The 19,746-nt window shown below is 68.8% G+C and carries 25 protein-coding genes; 10 read left to right on the top strand and 15 right to left on the bottom strand.

Going from position 1 to position 19,746, the window contains the following annotated elements; translation table 11 throughout:
- Window positions 1-92 (top strand): DUF397 domain-containing protein (locus AC0B9F_RS37545; protein WP_472010141.1); only part of this gene is annotated, 92 nt, incomplete at its 5' end.
- 598 nt (window positions 93-690) lie between these two features.
- Here AC0B9F_RS37545 and AC0B9F_RS37540 read toward each other — a convergent pair.
- Both AC0B9F_RS37540 and AC0B9F_RS37535 read right to left on the bottom strand, forming a co-directional pair.
- Entirely contained in the window at window positions 691-1,053 is a 363-nt protein-coding gene (locus AC0B9F_RS37540; RefSeq protein WP_472010286.1) for a fic family toxin-antitoxin system, toxin component, read from the bottom strand.
- 11 nt (window positions 1,054-1,064) lie between these two features.
- The gene (locus tag AC0B9F_RS37535) at window positions 1,065-1,286 is read right to left on the bottom strand and encodes a hypothetical protein (protein WP_234519903.1); all 222 of its coding nucleotides are present in this window, start codon (window positions 1,284-1,286) and stop codon (window positions 1,065-1,067) included.
- 703 nt (window positions 1,287-1,989) lie between these two features.
- Between AC0B9F_RS37535 and AC0B9F_RS37530 the strand changes: the two genes are divergently transcribed.
- Window positions 1,990-2,433 (top strand): hypothetical protein, encoded by a 444-nt coding sequence (locus AC0B9F_RS37530; protein WP_472010284.1) that lies wholly within the window; start codon window positions 1,990-1,992, stop codon window positions 2,431-2,433.
- Between the two features lie 71 nt (window positions 2,434-2,504).
- The gene (locus AC0B9F_RS37525; protein WP_472010282.1) at window positions 2,505-2,894 is read left to right on the top strand and encodes a hypothetical protein; all 390 of its coding nucleotides are present in this window, start codon (window positions 2,505-2,507) and stop codon (window positions 2,892-2,894) included.
- A 134-nt stretch (window positions 2,895-3,028) separates the two neighbouring features.
- On the opposite strand, the gene AC0B9F_RS37520 is transcribed toward AC0B9F_RS37525, so the two are convergent.
- Entirely contained in the window at window positions 3,029-3,238 is a 210-nt protein-coding gene (locus tag AC0B9F_RS37520; RefSeq protein ID WP_472010280.1) for a hypothetical protein, read from the bottom strand.
- Between the two features lie 633 nt (window positions 3,239-3,871).
- Here AC0B9F_RS37520 and AC0B9F_RS37515 point away from each other — a divergent pair.
- Both AC0B9F_RS37515 and AC0B9F_RS37510 read left to right on the top strand, forming a co-directional pair.
- Window positions 3,872-4,006 carry a hypothetical protein gene (locus AC0B9F_RS37515; RefSeq protein ID WP_472010278.1) on the top strand — a complete coding sequence of 45 codons (135 nt, stop codon included), beginning with the start codon at window positions 3,872-3,874 and terminating at the stop codon, window positions 4,004-4,006.
- A gap of 5 nt (window positions 4,007-4,011) precedes the next feature.
- Complete coding sequence (locus AC0B9F_RS37510; protein ID WP_472010276.1) at window positions 4,012-4,200, top strand: hypothetical protein; 189 nt, start codon at window positions 4,012-4,014, stop codon at window positions 4,198-4,200.
- A gap of 32 nt (window positions 4,201-4,232) precedes the next feature.
- Here AC0B9F_RS37510 and AC0B9F_RS37505 read toward each other — a convergent pair whose 3' ends face one another.
- Window positions 4,233-4,397, bottom strand: a complete 165-nt coding sequence (locus AC0B9F_RS37505; protein ID WP_472010274.1) for a hypothetical protein — start codon at window positions 4,395-4,397, stop codon at window positions 4,233-4,235.
- Window positions 4,398-4,432: 35 nt separating this feature from the next.
- On the opposite strand from AC0B9F_RS37505, the gene AC0B9F_RS37500 reads away from it, so the two are divergent.
- Both AC0B9F_RS37500 and AC0B9F_RS37495 read left to right on the top strand, forming a co-directional pair.
- Window positions 4,433-5,389, top strand: a complete 957-nt coding sequence (locus AC0B9F_RS37500) for an IS481 family transposase (protein ID WP_472010272.1) — start codon at window positions 4,433-4,435, stop codon at window positions 5,387-5,389.
- 66 nt (window positions 5,390-5,455) lie between these two features.
- A complete protein-coding gene (locus tag AC0B9F_RS37495; protein WP_472010270.1) occupies window positions 5,456-6,181 on the top strand; it encodes a hypothetical protein in 726 nt (241 codons plus the stop codon).
- Between the two features lie 31 nt (window positions 6,182-6,212).
- On the opposite strand, the gene AC0B9F_RS37490 is transcribed toward AC0B9F_RS37495, so the two are convergent.
- The 3 genes from AC0B9F_RS37490 to AC0B9F_RS37480 form a co-directional block, all read right to left on the bottom strand.
- Window positions 6,213-7,093, bottom strand: a protein-coding gene (locus AC0B9F_RS37490) for an IS5 family transposase (protein ID WP_472010268.1) whose coding sequence is annotated in 2 segments (ribosomal slippage) — window positions 6,213-6,610 and window positions 6,610-7,093 — 882 coding nt in all. Because the reading frame shifts where the segments join, the coding sequence is not laid out codon by codon here.
- 58 nt (window positions 7,094-7,151) lie between these two features.
- The gene (locus AC0B9F_RS37485; RefSeq protein WP_472010266.1) at window positions 7,152-7,517 is read right to left on the bottom strand and encodes a hypothetical protein; all 366 of its coding nucleotides are present in this window, start codon (window positions 7,515-7,517) and stop codon (window positions 7,152-7,154) included.
- A 333-nt stretch (window positions 7,518-7,850) separates the two neighbouring features.
- Window positions 7,851-8,339 (bottom strand): hypothetical protein, encoded by a 489-nt coding sequence (locus AC0B9F_RS37480; protein WP_472010264.1) that lies wholly within the window; start codon window positions 8,337-8,339, stop codon window positions 7,851-7,853.
- Between the two features lie 42 nt (window positions 8,340-8,381).
- On the opposite strand from AC0B9F_RS37480, the gene AC0B9F_RS37475 reads away from it, so the two are divergent.
- On the top strand, window positions 8,382-8,777 hold the full coding sequence (locus tag AC0B9F_RS37475) for a peptidase inhibitor family I36 protein (protein WP_472010262.1): 396 nt from the start codon (window positions 8,382-8,384) through the stop codon (window positions 8,775-8,777).
- A gap of 235 nt (window positions 8,778-9,012) precedes the next feature.
- Here AC0B9F_RS37475 and AC0B9F_RS37470 read toward each other — a convergent pair whose 3' ends face one another.
- The 5 genes from AC0B9F_RS37470 to AC0B9F_RS37450 form a co-directional block, all read right to left on the bottom strand.
- Window positions 9,013-9,891, bottom strand: a complete 879-nt coding sequence (locus tag AC0B9F_RS37470; RefSeq protein ID WP_472010260.1) for a glycosyltransferase family 2 protein — start codon at window positions 9,889-9,891, stop codon at window positions 9,013-9,015.
- A gap of 71 nt (window positions 9,892-9,962) precedes the next feature.
- Window positions 9,963-10,766, bottom strand: coding sequence for a phosphorylase family protein (locus tag AC0B9F_RS37465; protein WP_472010258.1), 804 nt, complete (start codon window positions 10,764-10,766; stop codon window positions 9,963-9,965).
- A complete protein-coding gene (locus AC0B9F_RS37460; protein ID WP_472010256.1) occupies window positions 10,763-12,562 on the bottom strand; it encodes a B12-binding domain-containing radical SAM protein in 1,800 nt (599 codons plus the stop codon). The genes AC0B9F_RS37465 and AC0B9F_RS37460 overlap by 4 nt, the downstream gene beginning before the upstream one ends.
- 14 nt (window positions 12,563-12,576) lie before the next feature.
- Entirely contained in the window at window positions 12,577-13,782 is a 1,206-nt protein-coding gene (locus AC0B9F_RS37455) for a DegT/DnrJ/EryC1/StrS family aminotransferase (protein WP_472010254.1), read from the bottom strand.
- Complete coding sequence (locus AC0B9F_RS37450; RefSeq protein ID WP_472010252.1) at window positions 13,782-14,285, bottom strand: RpiB/LacA/LacB family sugar-phosphate isomerase; 504 nt, start codon at window positions 14,283-14,285, stop codon at window positions 13,782-13,784. The genes AC0B9F_RS37455 and AC0B9F_RS37450 overlap by 1 nt, the downstream gene beginning before the upstream one ends.
- 877 nt (window positions 14,286-15,162) lie before the next feature.
- Here AC0B9F_RS37450 and AC0B9F_RS37445 point away from each other — a divergent pair.
- Together AC0B9F_RS37445 and AC0B9F_RS37440 are read left to right on the top strand one after the other, a co-directional pair.
- Window positions 15,163-16,182 (top strand): tetratricopeptide repeat protein, encoded by a 1,020-nt coding sequence (locus AC0B9F_RS37445; RefSeq protein WP_472010250.1) that lies wholly within the window; start codon window positions 15,163-15,165, stop codon window positions 16,180-16,182.
- 374 nt (window positions 16,183-16,556) lie between these two features.
- Window positions 16,557-17,543, top strand: a complete 987-nt coding sequence (locus AC0B9F_RS37440; RefSeq protein ID WP_472010248.1) for an XRE family transcriptional regulator — start codon at window positions 16,557-16,559, stop codon at window positions 17,541-17,543.
- A 170-nt stretch (window positions 17,544-17,713) separates the two neighbouring features.
- On the opposite strand, the gene AC0B9F_RS37435 is transcribed toward AC0B9F_RS37440, so the two are convergent.
- The 3 genes from AC0B9F_RS37435 to AC0B9F_RS37425 form a co-directional block, all read right to left on the bottom strand.
- Window positions 17,714-18,157, bottom strand: coding sequence for a hypothetical protein (locus AC0B9F_RS37435; RefSeq protein ID WP_472010246.1), 444 nt, complete (start codon window positions 18,155-18,157; stop codon window positions 17,714-17,716).
- A gap of 736 nt (window positions 18,158-18,893) precedes the next feature.
- Window positions 18,894-19,334 (bottom strand): ATP-binding protein, encoded by a 441-nt coding sequence (locus AC0B9F_RS37430; protein WP_472010244.1) that lies wholly within the window; start codon window positions 19,332-19,334, stop codon window positions 18,894-18,896.
- A 2-nt stretch (window positions 19,335-19,336) separates the two neighbouring features.
- On the bottom strand, window positions 19,337-19,528 hold the full coding sequence (locus tag AC0B9F_RS37425) for a hypothetical protein (protein ID WP_472010242.1): 192 nt from the start codon (window positions 19,526-19,528) through the stop codon (window positions 19,337-19,339).
- Window positions 19,529-19,746 lie beyond the last annotated feature (218 nt).

Genomic DNA, 19,746 nt, shown 5'->3' with positions numbered 1-19,746 from the left:
TCCGGGACTCGAAGAACCCCCAGGGCCCCGCGCTCCTCTTCTCACCCGGCCACTTCGCCGCGTTCACGGCCGGCCTCCACACCAACGCCTAAACGTTGGCTGACCTGCATACCGTCAAGATCAGAATCGCAACTGCTCCGCCTCAGCACCGCTTGAGGCGGAGCAGTTGCATACGTACATGCTGGTTCGCGCACCCACCTGGGCGCCGCAGCGTCGTACGCCAACCGGTGCGGCGATACGGCACTGGCCGGGGGGGGGGCCTACGTAGCGCAGAGCATGGTGGTCCGCCACACCGGCACGTGACCCCAGCCCTCTGTACGCCGAGCGCGGCGCGGCCGCGGCCCCCGTCGGCCCGGTCCGTGCGCAGTTCCACGTCTGGGCGCTTCTGCCCACCCACGCCCAGCAGGGCGGCGACCGGGAGGCGGCCGACCCTCGACGTCGCACTGACCGAACTCGCCCTGCACCAGGCCGAAGCGCACCTCACGTTGGGCCGCGCCGAACAGGCCCGCGCCCGCGCCGTGGCCTCCGCGGCCACCTGCACCACCGGCACCCGGGGGGTGGGCCGCCACCCTCGTCCTCGCCCAGGCATAGGCCTCCGACCAGCCGTCCGACGCCGCTCAGCGCGCCCTGGACGTCCTCGACTGGGTGCCGCTGAGCCGCCTGCGCGCCACCGCACGCACCCGGGACTGATCAGCCCCAGTTCTTCAGCGCATCGGCGACCTGGCGCACGTCGCGGAGTCCCTCGGCCGCGTCGATGACCAACGCGATCGCCTCCTGGCTGCCGACCTTGACCTGGATGCCGCTGGCGTGGAGGTAGGCGTAGGCGACCTGCGCGGCGAACAGCTCGTTCGAGTGCTCGAGGGCAGGAATCCGTGCGAGGGCGTGCAGGAGGGCGGCGGCCCGGTGGTGCGCGGCCGGGTAGACCAGGGTGCCCATGACCTCGTGTCGGTGGCGGGCGACGGCGGCAGCCAGCGCGCCGTAGTCGGTGACGTCGGGGTCGCCGGGCACGAGGTTCTGTGCGGTGTCAAGCAGCCATCGCTCGTCAATGAGCACAACGGGCGGCATCAGGCGGCGTGACTGCTCGGGCCGGTCCCGAAGCGGTCAGCGAAGGCCTGCCCGTGCTCCTCGACGAAGGCCCTCGCGCCCTCAAGGAACCGGGTGCGCGCAAGGTCGTCGGTCAGCCGCCGGCTCGCGTACTGATCTGGGTCCTCGTGACCATCTGCGGCGCGACGCTGCAGTTCCTCATACGTCTCGTCGTCGACCTTGATGCGGATCTCCTTCGCCATGCCCCCACGGTAGCCGCGCCGGGCGCCGCGTGGGAGTGGATGGCGGAGATCCCGAGACCGCTCGGAGCCGGTCACTGCACCAGACTGATACTCGGCCTTCGCGCGCCGGATCGCCGCTCTGTCGGACTCGATCACCGCCTGTGAGCGGAGCTCGGGTCGTTGGCGGTCCGGTGGGCGCCTCGGCTCCGGTCCCGGTTCCGGCGTTCGCTGGTGGTCCTCGATCTTGGGGAATGAGCCGGAAGGGGAGGAGTCCCGCACAGGGCGGGGCTATGAGTGGATGGTGGTGCGGTGTCCGGCTGTTGAGGGCAGTCCCGGGCGCGCCCTACTTGTTCCTGCTCGTTGGGCTGACGGCGGGTTGGGGGCGGCCTGAGGGCCCGTTGGATGGGCGGGATGGGGCATGGCGGCCCACCTGCGCTGTGACGACGTCCTGCTCCACGAGATCGATGTGGCCGCCGACACCGAGATGATCGACTGGTGCGGCGGCGGCCCGCAGGTGTGGGGCTGGGCGCAGCTCTCCCCGACCAGACATGATTCCCGATTGTCCGGGTCTGGGCCAGGTTGGTCACATCGGCGGTGATCCAGCCGTCCGGCTGCGTCGAGACACGCTGCCGCTGAAGGCCAAGGGCCTGAAGGTGAAGCAGCTTCGTCACCTACAACTACCGGCCGCGCACGGGCACCGACCAGCAGGCCGGCCCAGAAGGGAGTGAATCCGGCGGACAGTGCCGACAACGACACCGTCCAGGACGACGACCTTCCATGGTGGAAGAAGGATGCCAGGGCACTCGCCAACGCCACCAACTGGCTGAGTATCGGCACCGGCTTCGCCGCCGCTGGACTCGGCGTCGCGGGGCTCGGCATCGGTCTGATCTTCCCGCCCGCCGTACCGTTCATAGAAGGAGCCGCGGCCTTCTTCGGCTACGCCTCGCTGGCCTTCTCGGGCCTGAACGTGCTCTTCACCGGAATCGGCTGGGGACTGGACAGCCCCCAATTCGCGAGTTCCGTGGCGAGCGCCGCACTGGGCGTTCTCACCTTCGGACAGTCGAAGTGGATCGGAGCCCTCGGCGGCACAAAGGTAGCCACCAAGATCACACAGTTCGGGCACGATCTCATATCGCCCGTCACCGGCCTGCTCGGGGAACTATTCTGAGCAGCTGAGCCGACAGTACTTCAGGGGCCGACGGGCCGTCCGTCGGCCCCTGACCACCGATGGGACCAACCATGCTTGCCCGACTCCCCTGGGCCTACCTGCTCATCATGGCGGCCTTCTCCACCTTCCTGCTCTGCTTCGCCGTGCACAGATGGATGAAGGTACGCGCGGCGACGCTGGTGTTCCTCGGTGTCTCCGTCGCGTGCTGCGCCGGAATGGTCGCATTCGGCGAGGCCCAGGCGCAGCACTGGGACGCCCGTCAGATGCTGGTGCTGTACTCGTTTACATGGACCGGTCTGGCGATCGGGTTTCTCCCCTACAGGAAGCTTTTGCTGCAGTACGGCGAAGAGTGGCGAAACGGGACAAAAAGGGCGGAATACGAATATCCTCGGAAATACCAGGCTTTCACGGGGTTTACCGTGATCACCATGATGTTGCTTGCGTTCTTCCTTGCCACATAACAGCAGCCCAACGTAGGCAGATCCCTGCCGGACCGACCGATGCTCAGGGCAGGACCGCTGAGATCCCGGCGTACTTCGGCAAGCAATCGCCGACACAGACATCAACACCTCCGCTGGCCGCAACACGAAGAGGTTCAGGAAGCGCTGACGAGGGCCGAACCGGCACCGGTGTGGTGGCCGCGGCCCCTGCCGAAGGACGCCCGGAACCCTCCGACTTCCAGCCGGAGGAACGACACGTATGAGCTGTCGTCGGAGGCCACCAACGGAGCCGCTGCTTGCGCAGTTCCTGCTTCTTCACCGCCTTCGCCTTCGGCGTCCGGGGCCGCTTCCAGATCGGCTGCCATCCCCGGCGCTCATCAGGCTCGGGTTCCTGGCTCTCGTCGAACACGGCGGTCCAGCGCCGTGTCCCAGAGCAGCGCCCCGAAGTCAGCAGGACGGCGCCACTACGGGTAGACGCAGCACCGCAGCAAGCACATGCTCGCGGCCATGATGGTGACCGGTGGGCTGGACGCGCCGGGCCGCCCGACGTACGGTCGGTGATCAGCCTGGGGAGGCTTGCCGGCCCTGCGGCCTCCTCGCCTCCTGAGGCCGCAGGGCCGCGTACTGTCAGCAGCCGGAGCGAGCAGCAGCCGCTTCCCCAACGCACCCTGCCGCGTAGCGTTGTCCAGCCGGCGCGTGTCCATGTAAGGCAGGTGCCCACGCTCCCGCAGTCGCCTGCGCCCATCGCAGGCGCTGCGCAATTTCGACGATGTGCTCTACCCACGTCAGGTCCTCGAGGACGAGCTCCTGCTCCTGGTCGACGTCGTCGACGGCCGGGACGGGCGCGGCTGCGCAACGCGCTCGACGCGCGGCTCGTCGCCCGCCAGCAGCGCCGCGGCCGCACCACCGAGTGGTACATCGACAGGCAGATTCCCCTCAGCGCCAAGGCCCGCGGTGACATCGCCCAGGCCCAAGAGCGCGCCGGCCGCGGCGGTGGTGTGGCCATCCCACGCGGGAAGGTCATCGCGGAGCTGAGCTTCGGCTTCTGGCGCTTCCTGCTGGCCCGCCAGTACAAGACCAACCTGTGGCCCGACCTCGCAGGCGCCTTCCCCTACGCCCCAACCCTGCCCTGAACACAGTGGAAGAACCGGTCAAGCGGCTGCACAAGTTCCGCAACCGCATCGCGCACCACGAGGGAATCTGGCACCTGCCGCTCGAAGGCCGCCGCGACGACAGCCACACCGTGCTCGGCTTCATAGCGCCCGCCGCCGCGACCTGGGTCACCCACGCCTCCCGCATCGACGACATCCTCGCCAGCCGCCCGTGATCCGGCAGGCGACGTCTGAGCCGGCGCTGCGCTCAGTCAGAGGTGCGGTGTTCGTGGTCCAGGTGGGCCATGGCGTAGTCGTATTCGTCGGGATAGCGGGCGAGACGGGCCATCACCCACGCGGTCTTCGCGTCCATCCCCTCACCGAAGTCGGCGGCCAGGCGCCGTGCCTGCCACGTCGTACGCGGGGCGAGCACCCAGCGCACTAGTACTGCAACGCACGGAGGTCTTCGTGTCCCACCGTAATGCCCGGCTGACCGTTCACGGCAGGCTGCTGCTCGTCGAGCGTGTCCTTTCCGGCCGTCCGGTCGCGCATGTCGCGGCCGAGATGGGCATCTCGCGGCCCACCGCCCACAAGTGGCTGCGGCGGTGGCGTGCAGAGGGCAAGGCCGGCCTGCACGACCGTTCCAGCCGGTCCCACAGGACACCGCACCGCACTCCGGCAGAGATGGAAGACCGGGTCTGCCGCCTGCGGCAAGAGCGCAAACTGGGCCCGGCCCGCATCGGCCCGATCCTGGGCCTGCCCGCCTCGACCGTCCATCGGGTCCTGGTCCGGCACGGCCTGAACCGCCTGGCCTTCCTCGACCGGCCCACCGGCCAGGTCATCCGCCGTTACGAACGCAGCCGGCCCGGCGAGCTGATCCACGTGGACGTCAAGAAACTCGGCCGCATCCCCGACGGCGGAGGCTGGCGCGTCCACGGCCGTGCCGCCTGCCCCGACCGCCGCCGCACCACCGGCTTCGACTACATCCACTCCGCCGTCGATGACCACAGCCGCCTGGCCTACAGCGAGGTCCATCCGGACGAGAAGGCCGCCACCTGCGCGGCCTTCCTGACCCGGGCCGCAGCCTTCTTCGCCACCTGCGGCATCGACCGCATCGAACGGGTCCTGACGGACAACGCCTGGCCCTACCGCAAGAGCTTCGCCTGGCGGCAGGCCCTTGCCGACCTCGACGCGACCGGCAAGCTCACACGCATCTACCGGCCGCAGACCAACGGCAAGGTCGAACGCTTCAACCGCACCCTTCTCGACGAATGGGCCTACCTACGGCCCTACACCAGCAACGACGAGCGCACCGCAGCCCTGGCAGACTTCCTGCACACCTACAACCACCACCGCTGCCACACCGCCCTCGGAGGCCAGCCACCGATCAGCCGCGTTAACAACGCTTCAGGTCAATACAACTAGGGCCTGTCCGATGAGTCAGGAACAGGGGCGCCCACCCCGATTGCCATGAGGCGCTTTAATGCCAAGGTGGTGAACTGGACGCAGATGCACGACTGCTACGGGGATGTCGATCGCGTCCCCGCGCTTCTGGAACAGGTGGAGCTCGAGGACAATGCCGAAGCATGGGAGGAGCTGGGATACCGGCTGGTCCTGGAACACGACCTCGTCTTCCCCGCCAGCTTTGCCGCCCTGCCGCGCCTGATGTGTCTTGCCTCCAGGAGCGCACCAGCGCGTGAACTGGCGGGAACGATCCTGCGACGCGCGGCAGGACACCACGGCTGCGATGATCTGCTGGCGAACTGCGCCGACGCGATCGCTGAGTTCCGCCAGCTGTTGGACCGGCACCTGCAATCGCGGCAGGTCGACTACCTCGCGGCGTTCCTCGATTCGCTCGCGGCCAGGGAGGAGTACCACTGGAGTGCCGTGCTGGGGGACTTCACGGATGACTTCTACCACCTGGCCTGCCCCAGCTGCGCCGTGGAAGTGACGATCGCCATCGGTGACCACGGGCGCTATTCAGCGATCCGGGACTGGAACCTGGGCGACATGGACCGCCGCGGCCTACGTCCGGCGTCCTTCGACGAACTCTCCGGCACCGGCCGGTGGATGCACGAGACTGCCGTCCGCGACGGGCACGAGGCCCTCGCCGAGGGAATCGCCCACCTCTTCGGCAAGGCCGAATGCCCACACTGCGCGAGCGTGTTCAGTATCGCGGACGAGTACACATCCGCCAACCGCCCCGTGCTGCGGTAGGCCAGGGCGGATCGGGAGTACGCGAGCAGGCTCAGGAGCGGAGCCAGAGACGGATCGCGGTGACGGTGACCGTTCCGTGGAAGACGTAAGCCCGTTTGTCGAATCGAGTGGCCACGGCGCGGAAGCCCTTGAGGGCGTTGATCGTGCGCTCGACCTCGTTCCTGCGGACATACAGGGCCCGGTCGAAGCCGGCGGGCCGCCCGCCCTTGCTGCCGCGGTTTTGCCGATGGGCTTGCTGGTCGCGGCGCTCGGGGATGGTGTGTCTGATCTGCCGGCGTCGCAGATAGCCGCGATTGCGGCGGGAGCTGTACGCCTTGTCGGCGCTGAGGTGCTCCGGCCGAGTGCGAGGACGCCCGCCAGCCGGGCGCGGCACGCGGACGCGCTCCAGCACCGGGATCATCTGCGGTCCGTCGCCCGCCTGCCCCGGATGATCAGCACGGCCAGCGGACGCCGCCCGCCTTCACCCACCAGATGAATCTTCGTGGTCAGCCCTCCCCGGGAGCGGCCCAGCCCTTCGTCGTTCCTATGATGAGCGGGCCGACTACGCCGACCGGGGACCCGCGGAGGCTGCTTTCGTGCACCGGCCGCGTGCTGATGCGCCCGGCTGACCGTCGAGTCCACCCCCGCCATCGTCCAGTCGAGACGGCCCTCGATATCGGCGTCGGCCTGGACGGCCCGCAAGATTCTGTCCCACGTGCCGTCCGCCGACCACCTGCGATGCCTGTCATGCACCGTCTTCCACTTGCCGAACCGCACAGGCAAGTCCCGCCACGGGATGCCGGTCCGTTGCCGGAAGAGAATGCCGTTGATTACCACACGGTGGCTTTTCCACCGCCCGCCTCGGCCTGCGCTCCTCGGCGGGTGCGGTTCCAGCCGGGCCCACTCCGCATCTGTCAGATCACCCCGCCCCACAACGGACGGAACGATTCATCAGCCAGCCTGTCACGTGACCCCTCGGACAGGTCCTAGGTCACTGGCTCCAGCCGATCAGGCGGAACTTGGCTCCCTCATCCTCCAGCTCCTGTTTGGACTGTGCCTGCTCACTCACCCAGCGCAGACGCAAGATGTCGTCGCCGTCGTACTCGCCATACAGGAAACCGCGCTCATCGAGGTACACGGCGTAGTGGTCGCGGGTGGGCCGTTCGGCGGGTGGTGCGATGCCGGTCTCGACCGCGGCGCGCAGCCAGGTGGCGGCCTCTTCGATCAGGAGCTGCTGTTCATCCGGCTTGAGGTTGTTCCAGTTCGCGGTGGAACCGTAGGTCTCGTGCGCGATGCGCTGGCGGTTTTGGGCGAGGACCAGAGCGCGCGGATCGGTAGCCGCAGAGCGAGGGTTCATGGTTCACCTTTCTCGATCATGGTTCGTGGTGAGCAGCACAGGCTCTCGGTCAGACTGCGACGGGCGTGCGCCGGCTGACCGTTTCGTCGACGGAGAGGCGGATGCGGCCGGTCTGGCCTCGGTCGTCGAGGTAGTCGATCTCCACTCGACACTGCCTTCGTCGTCTTCGTCCTCGCCGTAGTGGAGGTCCTGGATCTCGACGAGTTTTTCGCCGCCGTGCCGGCCCAGGCGCCGGCGTTCTCGCCGGTATGCCGGCGAGGCCTCGGCGCGCCCGGCTGGGAGGTCGGATGTTGACTGGTGGGGCACGAGCACCCGCATGCTGCTACCGGAGCTCTACGGAGTAGGAGGCGCCGGGTCCCACCCGTCGGTGCCTTCGCCGATGTCCGCCACGATGATGTCGTCGATGAAGTGGTCCTCGAAGTCGTCGTCGGTGAGCTCGCCAGTCAGCCAGAGTTCCTCGATCTCATCCCAGTTGCCCCTGCTGGCGTCGATGCGCAGCGGGGCTGCCCTCCGGTTGCCGCGCTCGCGCTCGTCGTCGCCCGTCTTGGCGGTGCCGCTGATCTCGAACTGGCCCGTCTTGACGTGGTCGGGGATTGGGTCGGCGGGGACGATGGCGGCGTTCTCGTAGGCGGTGTGGATGATGTCTCGGTAGCTGCGGCGGATGTTGTACTCGGGGTCGGACAGCCAGTTGATCAGGGTTTTGGTGGTCACATGGAGGCCGGCGTCCTCCAAGGCCTGGTAGCCGCGGTGGGTGGCGGTGAGCTGGCTGAGCTGAGCGTGCCAGTGCTTGGCGAGAACGGCCAGCACGGGCGAGGCTCCCATAGCCTGCGATGACCTGAAGCGGTAGGGCTCGTTGAGCTGAGCATGAAACGCACCAAACGAATTCTTGTCGGGCTGGCCGGCGCGGTGGCGACCCTGAGTCTGACACCGGTCTTCCCGGCGCAGGCCGTCGACGGGTATGACCGATGCCCTGTTGGGTACTACTGCATGTTCTCGGGGCTCGACGGAACCGGCGACATGATCACGCTGCGGAGCAGCACGCCCGACCTCGCCGCGCTCGGCATGAACGACCGAGCCAAGTCGGACTGGAACCGGACGCCTTCGACCATCTACCTGTGGTCCGACGCGAATTACTCCGGCTGCACGTCTGTCACCTCCGCTGGCCCGACCGGCAAGGGCAATTTCTTCCCCGCCTACCAGGACTTCTTCAGCTCAGTGCGGTTCGACGGTCCGGGCGGCCCGAGCTGCGGATTGGCCTGACGTTGGCCCCGTGCCCCGCTGTCGCACTCTTGAGTTCTAATCAACGTCGCAACACCCGACCTCCGGGTAGGCGATGAAAGACACGAGCAGCACTGCTGGGGGGGCGCCCGAACGGCAAACGGGTGCCCTCCGAGGTGAAGCAGAGGTTCCTCGAACTGATAAACGAGGGCGTGAGCATCAAGGGAGCCAGCCGAGCCGTCGGCATCAACCGCAGCCGCAGTGCGTTGGGAGCGCGTCAGAAGATCGGCGGTCTCCCGGCGCGGGTGAGCCGGGCCACCGTTCCCCAGCGCATCGGGGCCCGCGTCGCGTAGCCGCCGCGTAGCCCTTCCCGGAAGCCGTTGAATGAGGCCTTCAGGGCGGTGCGGTCACGGACACGCCAGAAGGTGAGGGCGAGCCATGCGGCCAGGTTGATCGGGATGAGCGGGGCGGGGAGGTTGCGGCGCGCGAGCCAGACCCGGTTGCGGGCGTTGAGGCGGTAGAAGGTGGCGTGCCGGGCCGGGTCGGTCGCCGGGTGGTGGACGGTGATGTCGGGACGGTACAGGCCCTTGCCGCCGTGGTCCCACAGCCGCCAGGCGAGGTCGACGCCCTCGTGGAACAGGAAGAAGTGGCCCGGCCAGCCGTCGGCGGCGTCGAATGCTGTCCGGCGGATCATGACGACGCCCTCAGCCATGACGGTCACGATGCCGGGCCGGGCCGGGTCGCCGGCCCGCAGTCGGGGCACCCAGCGGCGCTGGGTCACGCCGGTGTCCGGGTCGCTGATGCGGGGCTGGACGTAGGCCAGGTTCCCATCTTGCTGGAGCGCGGCGGCGAGCCGGGCGAGCACATCGGTGTCCGGGAGGTGGGCGTCGTTGTCGAAGAAGAACAGGTAGTCGCCCTTGACGTCCTTGGCGCCGACGTTGCGGCCCTCGGGGATGCCGACGTTCTCGGCCAGCTCGACCGTTCGCACACCGGGCGGGACCTGCTCGGGGACGCAGCCGTTGCCGACCACGACGACGTCCAGCTCGACGCCCTGCTGGGCCAGGAGCGAGGCCATGGCCCGAGGGAACTCCTCGGGCCGGTCGTTCATGGTCAGGACCACGGCCCCGACGGCCGGCCGGGATGCGCCACTGCTCACGAGGGTGGGAGTCCTTTGCTACCGACGCGGGCGTGTGGGCCCCGTCGCCTTCCGGTCACCTTGCGGACGCCTCACCTTAGCCGGACGGCCCGGTCCTGGGCGGCGGCATTGAGAGCGCTCAGGGCCGCTTCCATGGCCGTGTGCAGAGCTGCACGGGTCTCCGGCTGCTTTTGCCGTGGTCGGCGGTCCACGAGGGAGTCAGCGACCGCGAAGACGGCGGCCGCGTCGATGCCCCGGTGCTCGGCGACCGCGAAGACGGCGGCGGCCTCCATGTCAGCGGTCAGGACACCGAGCCTGCCGTAGCGGCGGACCTCCTCACCGGTCTCCCGGTACGGAGCATCCGTGGTCCAGCCCGAACCGCGCCGCGCCACCACGCCCCGCCGGCGCACACTCTCGGCGAGGTGCTCGGTGAGCTCCCGGGAGGGCTTGATGTGCGATCCCGGCGGAAGGTAGTGGTGGGACACCCCCTCGTCCCGCAGCGCGTTGTCGCACACCACGAGCTGGCCCGGCGACAGATCGGGATGGAGCGCGGCCGCGGTACCGACAGTGACCGCGCGGCGGACACCGAGGGCGATCAGCTGTTCGATGACCAGGGCCGACGCCGGAGCGCCGAGGCCGAAGCCGCCGCAGACGGCGACCTGACGGCCTTGGCGCTCCAGCATGAACAGCTCACCGCGGACCCAGTTCAGGCGGCGGCTGGGGTAGCTGGCCTTCGCCCCTTCCAGCACGGGCCGCTGGTACAGCAGGACCGCTCCGTCGATCTTGGCGAGCGTTGCCTGCGGGTACCGGCCGCGCACGTACTCGGCGTGCTCGGCCGGGTCGGTCACCGCGGGCAGGGCGTGCTTGCCGGGGTGCAGCGGGAACTGCCTGGTCATGCTCGTGCTTCCCGCTCGGCGAGCGCGGCCGCGAACTCTCGCTCGGCACCGGTGTGCACATGGTTGACGACGTGCCAGGGCAGCACCGGCTCATCGATGTGCCGAAGGTGCCGGTCGTAGTCGAGGTCGTGCTTGGCCATCGCCTGGACGAGCTGATCCTTTGTGAGGTTGTGCAGGTCGATCCCGGCGTCGTAGAGGTCTTCCAGCATGTGGCCGACTCGCCGGTCCCCGCGGGAACACACGACCTCGAGGTGCATCCGGCTCGCGCCGAACTGCTCCACCCGGTAGTGCTGCTCGAACTCCTCTTCCCCGACCTGCTCCCGCAGCCGGGCGGCGACCTGGTCGCCGTACTCCTGGACGAGGTCCGGGTCCGTCATGGCGAGCCGCTGGCTGAGCGTGCCGGGCTTGGGCATGAACTGGTGGAGCTTGACGATCACGGTTCCGTCGCGGTGGCCGAGCCGGCGGCGGACGTCGCGCGCGTAGTCGGCGATGGCCAGCCGGTCCTCCGGCCGTTCGCCGGGTGCCCCGATGATGAAGTACAGCATCACGGCGTTGACGTGCTCGCTCTCCCGGCACAGGTCGATGGCCTTGTTCACCCGCTCGCGCTTTTGTGTCTTGCCGTACAGGGCGACGAGATCAGGTGCGGCCCACTCGGGTGCGATGGTGATGATGCCCCGCGCTTGTGACAGCTTCAGCTCGGTGAACAGGTGACCGAAGTCGCCGAGTTCGGTGACGGCCCGCAGGTAGTCGGCGCTGATCTCGTCGGCCCGGATGGAGCCGATGATCGTGGTGACCTTCTCGCCCTGAGCCTGCGCGCGGTTGGCGTATGCGCGAATGTGCTCCAGCAGCTCGCTCCGGTGCTTGTACTGGGTGAAGGTGGGCGCGCTGATGATGATCTTGCGGACCTTGTGGGCTTCGAGCCGGTCCACGTAGTCGGTGAGCATCTTCAGCGGGGCCTGGCGGAAGTCCGGCAGGCCCAGGTTGCAGAAGCCGCAGGTGTGCAGGCAGCCCAGGACCGGGTGCAGGCCGGCGGCGGTGCCGTCGGTGATCGGGTAGCAGAAGTGGGCGGGGTGCAGGTCCTTGACGGTGAGGTACTGGGCGTGGACGCCGGCGGGGACGGTGATCCGCTTGGGCCGGATGTCCCGGACGCCGCCGCCGGGCAGGAAGTCGCACTCGTACAGGGAGGGCACGTACAGGCCAGGCACCCGGGCGATCTGCTCGTGCAGCGACGTGCCATCGGGGTGCGCGCGGTGGGCGTGGACGATGCGGAGAAGCGCGGGCAGGGACTGTTCGGCCTCACCGATGGCGATCACATCGAAGTAGTCGGCCAGCGGCTCGGGGTCGGCCAGGCCGCTGTTGCCGCCCACGACGAGCGGGTGGACGCCGGGAGTACGGTCAGCGCTGCGCCGGGGGACGCCGGCGAGGTCGAGAAGGCGGAAGACGCTGTGCATGTCGCCGCTGTTGATGACGGAGATGCCGAGGACGTCAGCCTGGCCGACGGGCAATGGGGATTCGATGCTGCGGTACGGCTCGCCGTCGGGGGTGGTGAGCCGGTTGCCGTCGCGGACGAGGCAGTCGTACTGGATGGCCCTCTCGGCGACGGCCGGGACGTCGTCGCTGCGGTTGATCAGGTCGCACAGGCTCATCGGCCCGTTGCACATCAGGCTGTAGGCGTGGCCGAAGGGGATGAGGAAGACCATACGGAGCAGCCCGTCCGGGTCCTTGGGCTGGTGGGGGTCGGCGAGGTAGATCTCCCGGCGGCGGATGTCGTCGATCTCCCGCTGGAGCTGTGACATACAGATCGAACCTCTCAGTCGGTGTGGCGGATACGGGCGAGGTCGGCCGTGGCCTGCCGGATGGCGTGGCAGATGGCGGCCTCGTCGCCGGGGCTGATGCGGGGGTGGAGGATCGGGCACAGCAGACGTGCGGCGAGCTGTTCGGCGCGCGGGCAGTGCTGGCCCGTCGTGTGCTCGAGGATCAGGCCGTGTCCGAGGTAGGTCACCGGGTCGCTGATGATGCTGCCGACGCCGTACCGGTCGGCGAGGTGGTTCATCAGCTCATGCCGGCCGGCGCCCGCCCACTTCTCGGGCACGAGCAGGTTGTGCCGGTAGTAGAGGTGCTGCCCCTCATCGAGCGTGGGCGGCAGCGTCAGCTCCTCGATGTCCGCCAGAGCGAGGGTGCGTGAGTGGGCGCGGTGGACGCGGGCGCTGTTCATCTCGTCCAGGCGTGAGAGTTGGACCAGGCCGACCGCGGCCTGGGCCTTGGACAGCATCTGGTTGGTGCCCCAGTGGTCGCGGCCTCCGTAGGCGCGCAGCCAGCGCAGCCGTTCGGCCAGCTCCGGGTCGCTGGTGGTGACCATGCCGCCCTGGCCCAGGGTCGTCATGAGCTTCTTCGACTCGAAGCTGAAGACGGTGGCCCAGCCCTCTGCGCCGACTCTCGCGCCGGACGGCGTACGGCCACCGCAGGCGCGTGCCGCGTCCACGATGACGACCGGCGGGCCATGCACGGGATGCGGGTGGGCGGCGGCCAGGTCGAGGAAGGGCCGCAGGTCGGTGACCGCCCCGTTCCAGTGGGTGATCAGGATCGCCCGCGTGTGCTGGGACATGACCCGCTCGGTGTCGGCCGGGTCGAGGTTGAGAGTGACCGGGTCGGGTTCGGCGAGGACCAGGCGGCCGCCCTGCCCGATGACCGCGATGTGCGGTCCGACGAAGTTGAGGGCGCAGGAGATCACCTCGTCCTCCGGCGCGAGCTGCAGGTGTCGCAGGACCATCTCCATGGCCGTGCCGCCGCTGTTGAAGGACACGGCGTGCTCGGCGCCCGTGTGGGCGGCGAACGCGTCCTCGAAGGCCCCGCAGTAGGCGGACTGCTTCCAGCCGGTCCGCCAGTCGTCGGACTCAGTCCACACCTTGAGCAGGGCTTGGTGCTCGGCGTCGGTGTACCAGCCGCCCTGGGCGGGCTCGACGGGCCAGCGCAGGCCCTCGGTGTGCTGCGGCACCGTGTTCGGGTTCATGGGCATCAGGCCCGCCCTCCGGAGATGAGGACAGGCAGGTGCTGCCGCTCGAAGTCGCTGATCGCCCGGACCTTCACGGCGGCGGACGATCCGGGGTCGAAGCGGTAGGTGAGCCATTCGTTGGTCAGGCGGCGGGCCAGGGCGAGGCCGATGATGCCCTGACCGAAGGTAAGCACCTGGGCGTTGTTGGAGCACACTGCCGCCCGCACGGACAGCGGGTCGAGTGCGGTGACGGCCCTGATGCCCCGCACCTTGTTGGCGGCGATGGCAACGCCGAGGCCGGTGTGGCAGACCAGCAGGGCACGGTCGGCCTGGCCATCTGCGATGAGCCGGCCTGCGGCGAAGGCGATCTCCGGGTAGGTGGCCTGACTGTGCTCGTCGACGCCGATGTCCAGGACCTCGGCCACCATCGCGTTCTCCCGCAGTTCGTCGGCGAGCGCGTCCTTGTAGGTGCGGCCCGCCAGGTCGGAACCGACGACGATGCGGAGCCTGGAGTCTTGCGTGCTCATGCACGTCCTCCTCGAGTAAGGGGGTGAGTGGAACCGGCGGCCGGGCGGAAGGGGAGGGTGGAGCCATCGCCCGGCCGCCGGGGCCTGCCCGGAGGGCAGAGGGCGGAAGGAGGCCGCTACAGGGCGGTTCGGGGACCGCACCGGCACGGGTGTGTTTCGTCGGTGTGCGGCGTCAGGTCCGGCCGCGACTCCGGCGCTGCAGCGCTGGAGTCGTGAGCGTCGGCGAACTGCGGGGTGAGGATGACCAACGGCGGCATCAGTCCGAGCAGGCCGAGCAGCATGACGGCCCGGCCAGGCCGAGACGGCGGTGCCGGCAAGGCGTGCTTGCCGCTGACGGGACGTCCCAGGAGGGCAGAGGTGCGCACAGCACCGTCGCGGATCGGGCCATCGTCGGCATGGGCGGTAGGCGTACGCACGGCGGTCATCACCTGTTTCCGGTCAATGTCGGGACTGAGCGGGTGGTGATAGTGAACGGCTGGGTGCGGACAGTGAGGAGGTGCCAGGCTGTAGGCCCGCGTAGGCCCGTGTAGGCCAGCCCAGGACGGCCGTCATGGCTCCTGGTGACGCAGAAGGGGGCGAGGTGGCCAAAACACCCACGATCGGCGAACTGATGCGGGCGGCGTGCGAAGCACGCGGCTGGGGTCCGACGAAACTCGCCCGGGAGTTAGGGATCGCAGAAGGCCGGGGGCCAGACGCTCTCGACCGTCAGTCCGTACGGCGATGGGTCGTCGGTAAACGGGCCCCGAAGTACTGGTTGCCGTACATCGTGCAAGTCCTGGATCTGGACGCACACTTGGTTGAGGCCGCTCAATCCTCTGACTGCGAACCGGCTGCGACGGATACCGTGGCGTCTGTCATCGAGTTGGGGAGGAGCGACGTGCTACGCCGGAACTTCCTCGGGGCATCGAGCGCCTACGCGCTGAGCGCCTTGGGCCTGCCCGACCCTCAGGCCGTTCAGCGCCGCGTCACCCGTGCTGGCGGGGTACGCGTCGGCAGCGGCGAGGTCACCGCCATCCGCCAGATGATCAAGGCGCTGGGTGACACCGCGGCCGAGGTCGGCGGTGGGCACGCGCGGCACCTCGCGGTTCGCTACCTCACCGAGGACGTCGAGCGCTGGCTCAACGGCCGATACACGGAGGCCACCGGACGGAACCTCTTCGCGGCGACCTCTGAACTCGTTCATCTGTGCGGCTGGATGGCACAGGACGAGGGCAACCAGGGCATGGCGCAGCGGTACTACGCGCACGCTTACGCTCTCGCCTCCGAGGCCGGCGACCCAGAGCTGTCTGCAACCGCGCTGCGAGGGCTGGCGGTGCAGGCCATCGACCTCGGACCCAAGTTCGCGGCAGCCGCTCTACGCCTGTCCGAACGCTGCGTGGAGGAGGCCAAGCCCCTGGACGATCCACGGGCGGTCTCGTACTACCAGACGACACTCGCCGACGCGGCAGCGCTCGACGGTGACCTGCCGCTGGCGACCCGGGCGCTCAAGGCCTCCGAGACGGCAATCGAGAGGTTCCCCGACGCCCCGCCCGGCGAGTCGTGGGCCTCACACTTCAGCATCGGCCGGTGGGCGCACCACTCCGGCATGATCCTCGCCCGCCTCGGCGACCTCGACGGCGCCACCCAGCACCTGCACCAGGCGCTGGAGATCCACGGCCTCGACCGGCGCCGCAGCCGCGCCATCGTGCTCGCCGACCTAGGCCGAGTCCATCTCAGACAAGGCGACCTCGATACCGCGCTCGCCACCTGGACGGCGTTCCTGGACTGCGCGGAGGGCGTCCGCTCGGTGAAGATCTCGGAGGCGGCCAACGACATGCATGTCCGCCTGGACCGGTACCGGCACGCACCCGAGGTGGAAGAACTGCGGCAGCGAGCGGAACCGCTCCTGACCGCGTAGAGACCCCTGAGCCGCTCGGCGGGGTCCTTTGAGGCGCATGCACCGTCACTCGGAAGTCGTGCCGGCACAGGGCCCGCAGTGAATCGTCGATGGTGTCCTTCGTCAGCCACCGCTCTTCGTGGGAGTCCCGCAAGCTGCGCTACTGGGCCGAGTGCAGCGGGCAGTACCGCCGCGCCGGCTTCGAACGAGCCATCCGGCGGCCGCCGCATCGCCGGCGCAGGCACGGCTGTCGTGGCCGTCGGTCCCGACGCCTGGCCCAACTGGCTCCCCGGCGCGGACGGCGGGGTATCCCACTGGGGCCCGCGAGTACGGTGCCGCCCCTCCGAGAGGCGATCAGAACCACTATGGAACGATCCCGCCGACACTTCCTGACCGTGGTCTCCAGCACCGCACTGATCACCCTCGCCGGTTCCTGGGCGGCTGCCAACCGCGGAACTTCCGCCGCATTCCTGGCCCAAACTTCAGAGCAGAGCGACGGCAAGTGGGTCGACGAAGACCTGGTCGTTCTCCTGGAAGAGACCAGCACACAGCTGGCCGCCGTCCCTCCGGAACAGCGTCAGCACACAGCTCCCCTGCTCGATGCTCACCTGACGACCGTCACCGGCCTGCTCGAACACGGCCGCTACGAAGAGCCGGTCAAGCTGCGTCTGCACGCGCTGGCAGCACGGCTGGCCCAGACAGTGGCCTGGCATCACTTTGACCTGGGCCTGCACCCAGAAGCCAGCAAGTACTGGATCGCCGGACTGCACAGCGCTCACGAGGGCAGCGATCCAGACATGGCAGCAGCCCTCCTCAGTGATCTCGCATACCAAGCTTCCTGGTGCAGCAACCCGGGCACAGCGGCCGGCATCCTGGAACGAGCTCTCCCCGCGACGCGGCACCCGGTTGCCCGCTCCCTTCTCCAACTCCGGCTCGCGCGAGCCCTGGCAGCACAAGGCGATCGGCGCGGAACGCTCCGAGCCCTCACCGCAGCCGAGCATCTCCTCGACGCATCGTCAGGAGAGCCAGTGCCTACGTGGTGCGCCTGGATGTCCACCGCCGACCTGGCCGGCGACTCAGGCCAAGCCCTGCTCGACCTCGGAGACACCCGCCGCGCCCACCAGCTCATCCGCGAGGCCCAGGAACTGCTGCCGCCCAGCCGCGACAAGACCCGCGGCGTCTTCCTCACCTACCAGGCCCGCGGCCACCTCGAACTAGGAGAACCCGAACACGCAGCCGCAGCCGCCATCGAGGCGCTGCAAGCGGCCCGCCGCATCGGTGCCCCGCGCTGCGTCAGCCTCGTACGCGATCTCCTCCCCTCCTTCAAGGGCTACCCCGATGCCCAAGGTGTCGGCGAGCTGCTGAACGAAGCTGCCGCGTAACCCGCTGTTCTGTTCAGGGAGACCCGCGCGGCCCGTTGCGGCCGCCCCAGCCGATCGCCGCGGTGGCCGCTTTCGATGGTTGGCGGGCTCACCGCTACACCGGGCGCATGCACGTACCGGTCCTGCCCGCTACGCCCGCAGCCAGAAAAGCACGAAAAATGGCCAACCGATTACCGCAGGGTGAACTGGCACATGTGCTTGCCATCGGCGCCACCCGAGTCCTTGACGACCTTCTTCCCATCGACGGTGATCGAACAAGGAGCATCGGCAGTGGCGAACTGACCGTTGGGTAGCATCACCGGCCCCGGCACGACAGACACGGTGATCCCGACCTTGCGTTCGGTGCCGTTCAAGGTAATTTTGTCGGATTTCTTCCACGGTAGCGTGACTTGCTCGGAGCGGTTCGTGTCGAGGTTGTAGTAGACGTTGGACTTGCCCTTGCCGCCGACTTCGAAGGTGACCTGGTACGTCCTGTCCTGGCCATCGGAGGCTGGCTTCGGCGACGATGTGGACGTGCCCTTAGCGGCGCCCTCCGTCTTGCCGCCGCCGCTACCGCACGCGGTCATCAGCCCAGCTGCCGCGATGAGCGCCGTTATGGTCGTTGCCTTGCGCATGTGTGTGTGCTCCCCCCGTCGTCCCCATTGACCTGCTGCGTTGAATGATCCCATCATGACTGCGCCTTCGGTCGGCGGGTTCCCGTGCCAGGAATCGGCGCTCGCTGTGGGAAATCCGCTACGACTCCGGGGGCTCGCCTGATGCTTCTCTTAAACCCGAGATAACGCACGCCGACGGTCCGGACGACCTCACCCGGGTGGACACCTGCGGCAGGGCGACGAGGAACAGTAGCGAGCCCGCTCGGCGGGCCAAAGCGTCATGCGCAGCGGCGGCGTGATGTCGCCGGCCCGGCTCGTGTCGTAGTGCAGGTCGTGCTCCGCGAGCCGGCTGGCCACACACGAGACGTCGGTGCGCAGCTCATCGGCTTGGGCCGGCCCTTCGGGCTTCTCCTGGTAGGGCAGCCTGGCGGGCCGGACCAGGCGAGCACGTGCAGGACGTCCGCTGTCTCCAGCAGGTCGTTGCAGGCACTCCATCGCCCCAGTCGGTGGCGAGGGCCGGGGACGAGCAGCAGCCCGCGGCCGCTTTCCTCGTCCCGCTCCGTTTGACGTACCTGCGCAGCACGGGGATGGCCGTCGTCGACCAGGACCAGGAGCAGGCCGGACGGGAGGATGAACCGGAGGGCGATGTCCGGCCCGGAGCCGTACCGCGGCGCGTTGGTCGCGGGTTCGTTGATCATCGGGGGTTGCGGCGGGGCGCCGGCTAAGCGCGGCTGCCCGCCGCCTGGCCGCCCAGTGCTCATCCGTCGCCGCCCACGTGCACCTCAGCCCAGCAGCTCTTGCCCCACGGGCCCCGCGTCGGATGGGAGCCCAGCAGGTCGCAACCCCAGCGGTCAGCGAGGGCGTCCACCAGGAGCAGGCCTCGGCCGGTCTCGGCCTCAGCATCCACGGGGCGCAACTCGGGCAGACGGCCAGGTGCCTTGTCGACGACCGCCAGCCGCACCCAGTTGGGCGCGGGCCGAGCGACGATGACCCGGACCCTGCGACTACTGGTGTGAGTGATGGCGTTCGTGAAGAACTCGGAGATCAGCAATGCAGCCGTCTCCGCCTGCTCGCCCAGGCCCCATGCGCACATCGCCTGCCGCGCGAGCCGCCGCACCTCTTCCACGACTTCCGGAGTGGCGTCCTTGGTGACGTTGTAGCCGGGATGGCCGATCGCGGCCGGTCGTACGGCGGTCATCATCACGCCGCACCCCCGAGCTCGCTGTAGATCCGCAGCTTCTCGCCGTCCCAGTCGGCCGGGTCGCCGTTCGGCGCGGCGAAGGCACGGGCCTGCGGGCTTATCGGCCTCGTGCGGACGACGGCCGGGGTGCGCTTGCTCGTGGTGGTGCTCGTTGTGCTGTGGTGTTCCTGGCGGAAGGCATGTGTGGTCATCGCGGCGCCTCTGCTCGCGGACAGTGGTTTTAGAGGCGGGCGGGTCCCCCACGGGGAGGGGACGCCGCCCGCACACGACCGTGCGTGATCAACAGACCGTCACCTGATGAACACTCAGCCGCCTGCTCCTACCATGCTCCAATCTGCGCCCATTCCGCAACATTGTGAGAAGAAACCGCAGGGACGAGAACGGCTGTTCCCAGCCAAGACCCCTCTGC

It is taken from the genome of Streptomyces sp. NPDC097129 (assembly GCF_055668065.1).
Note: the sequence above shows the minus strand (reverse complement) of the source record. Positions and strands in the feature narration are given on the sequence as shown.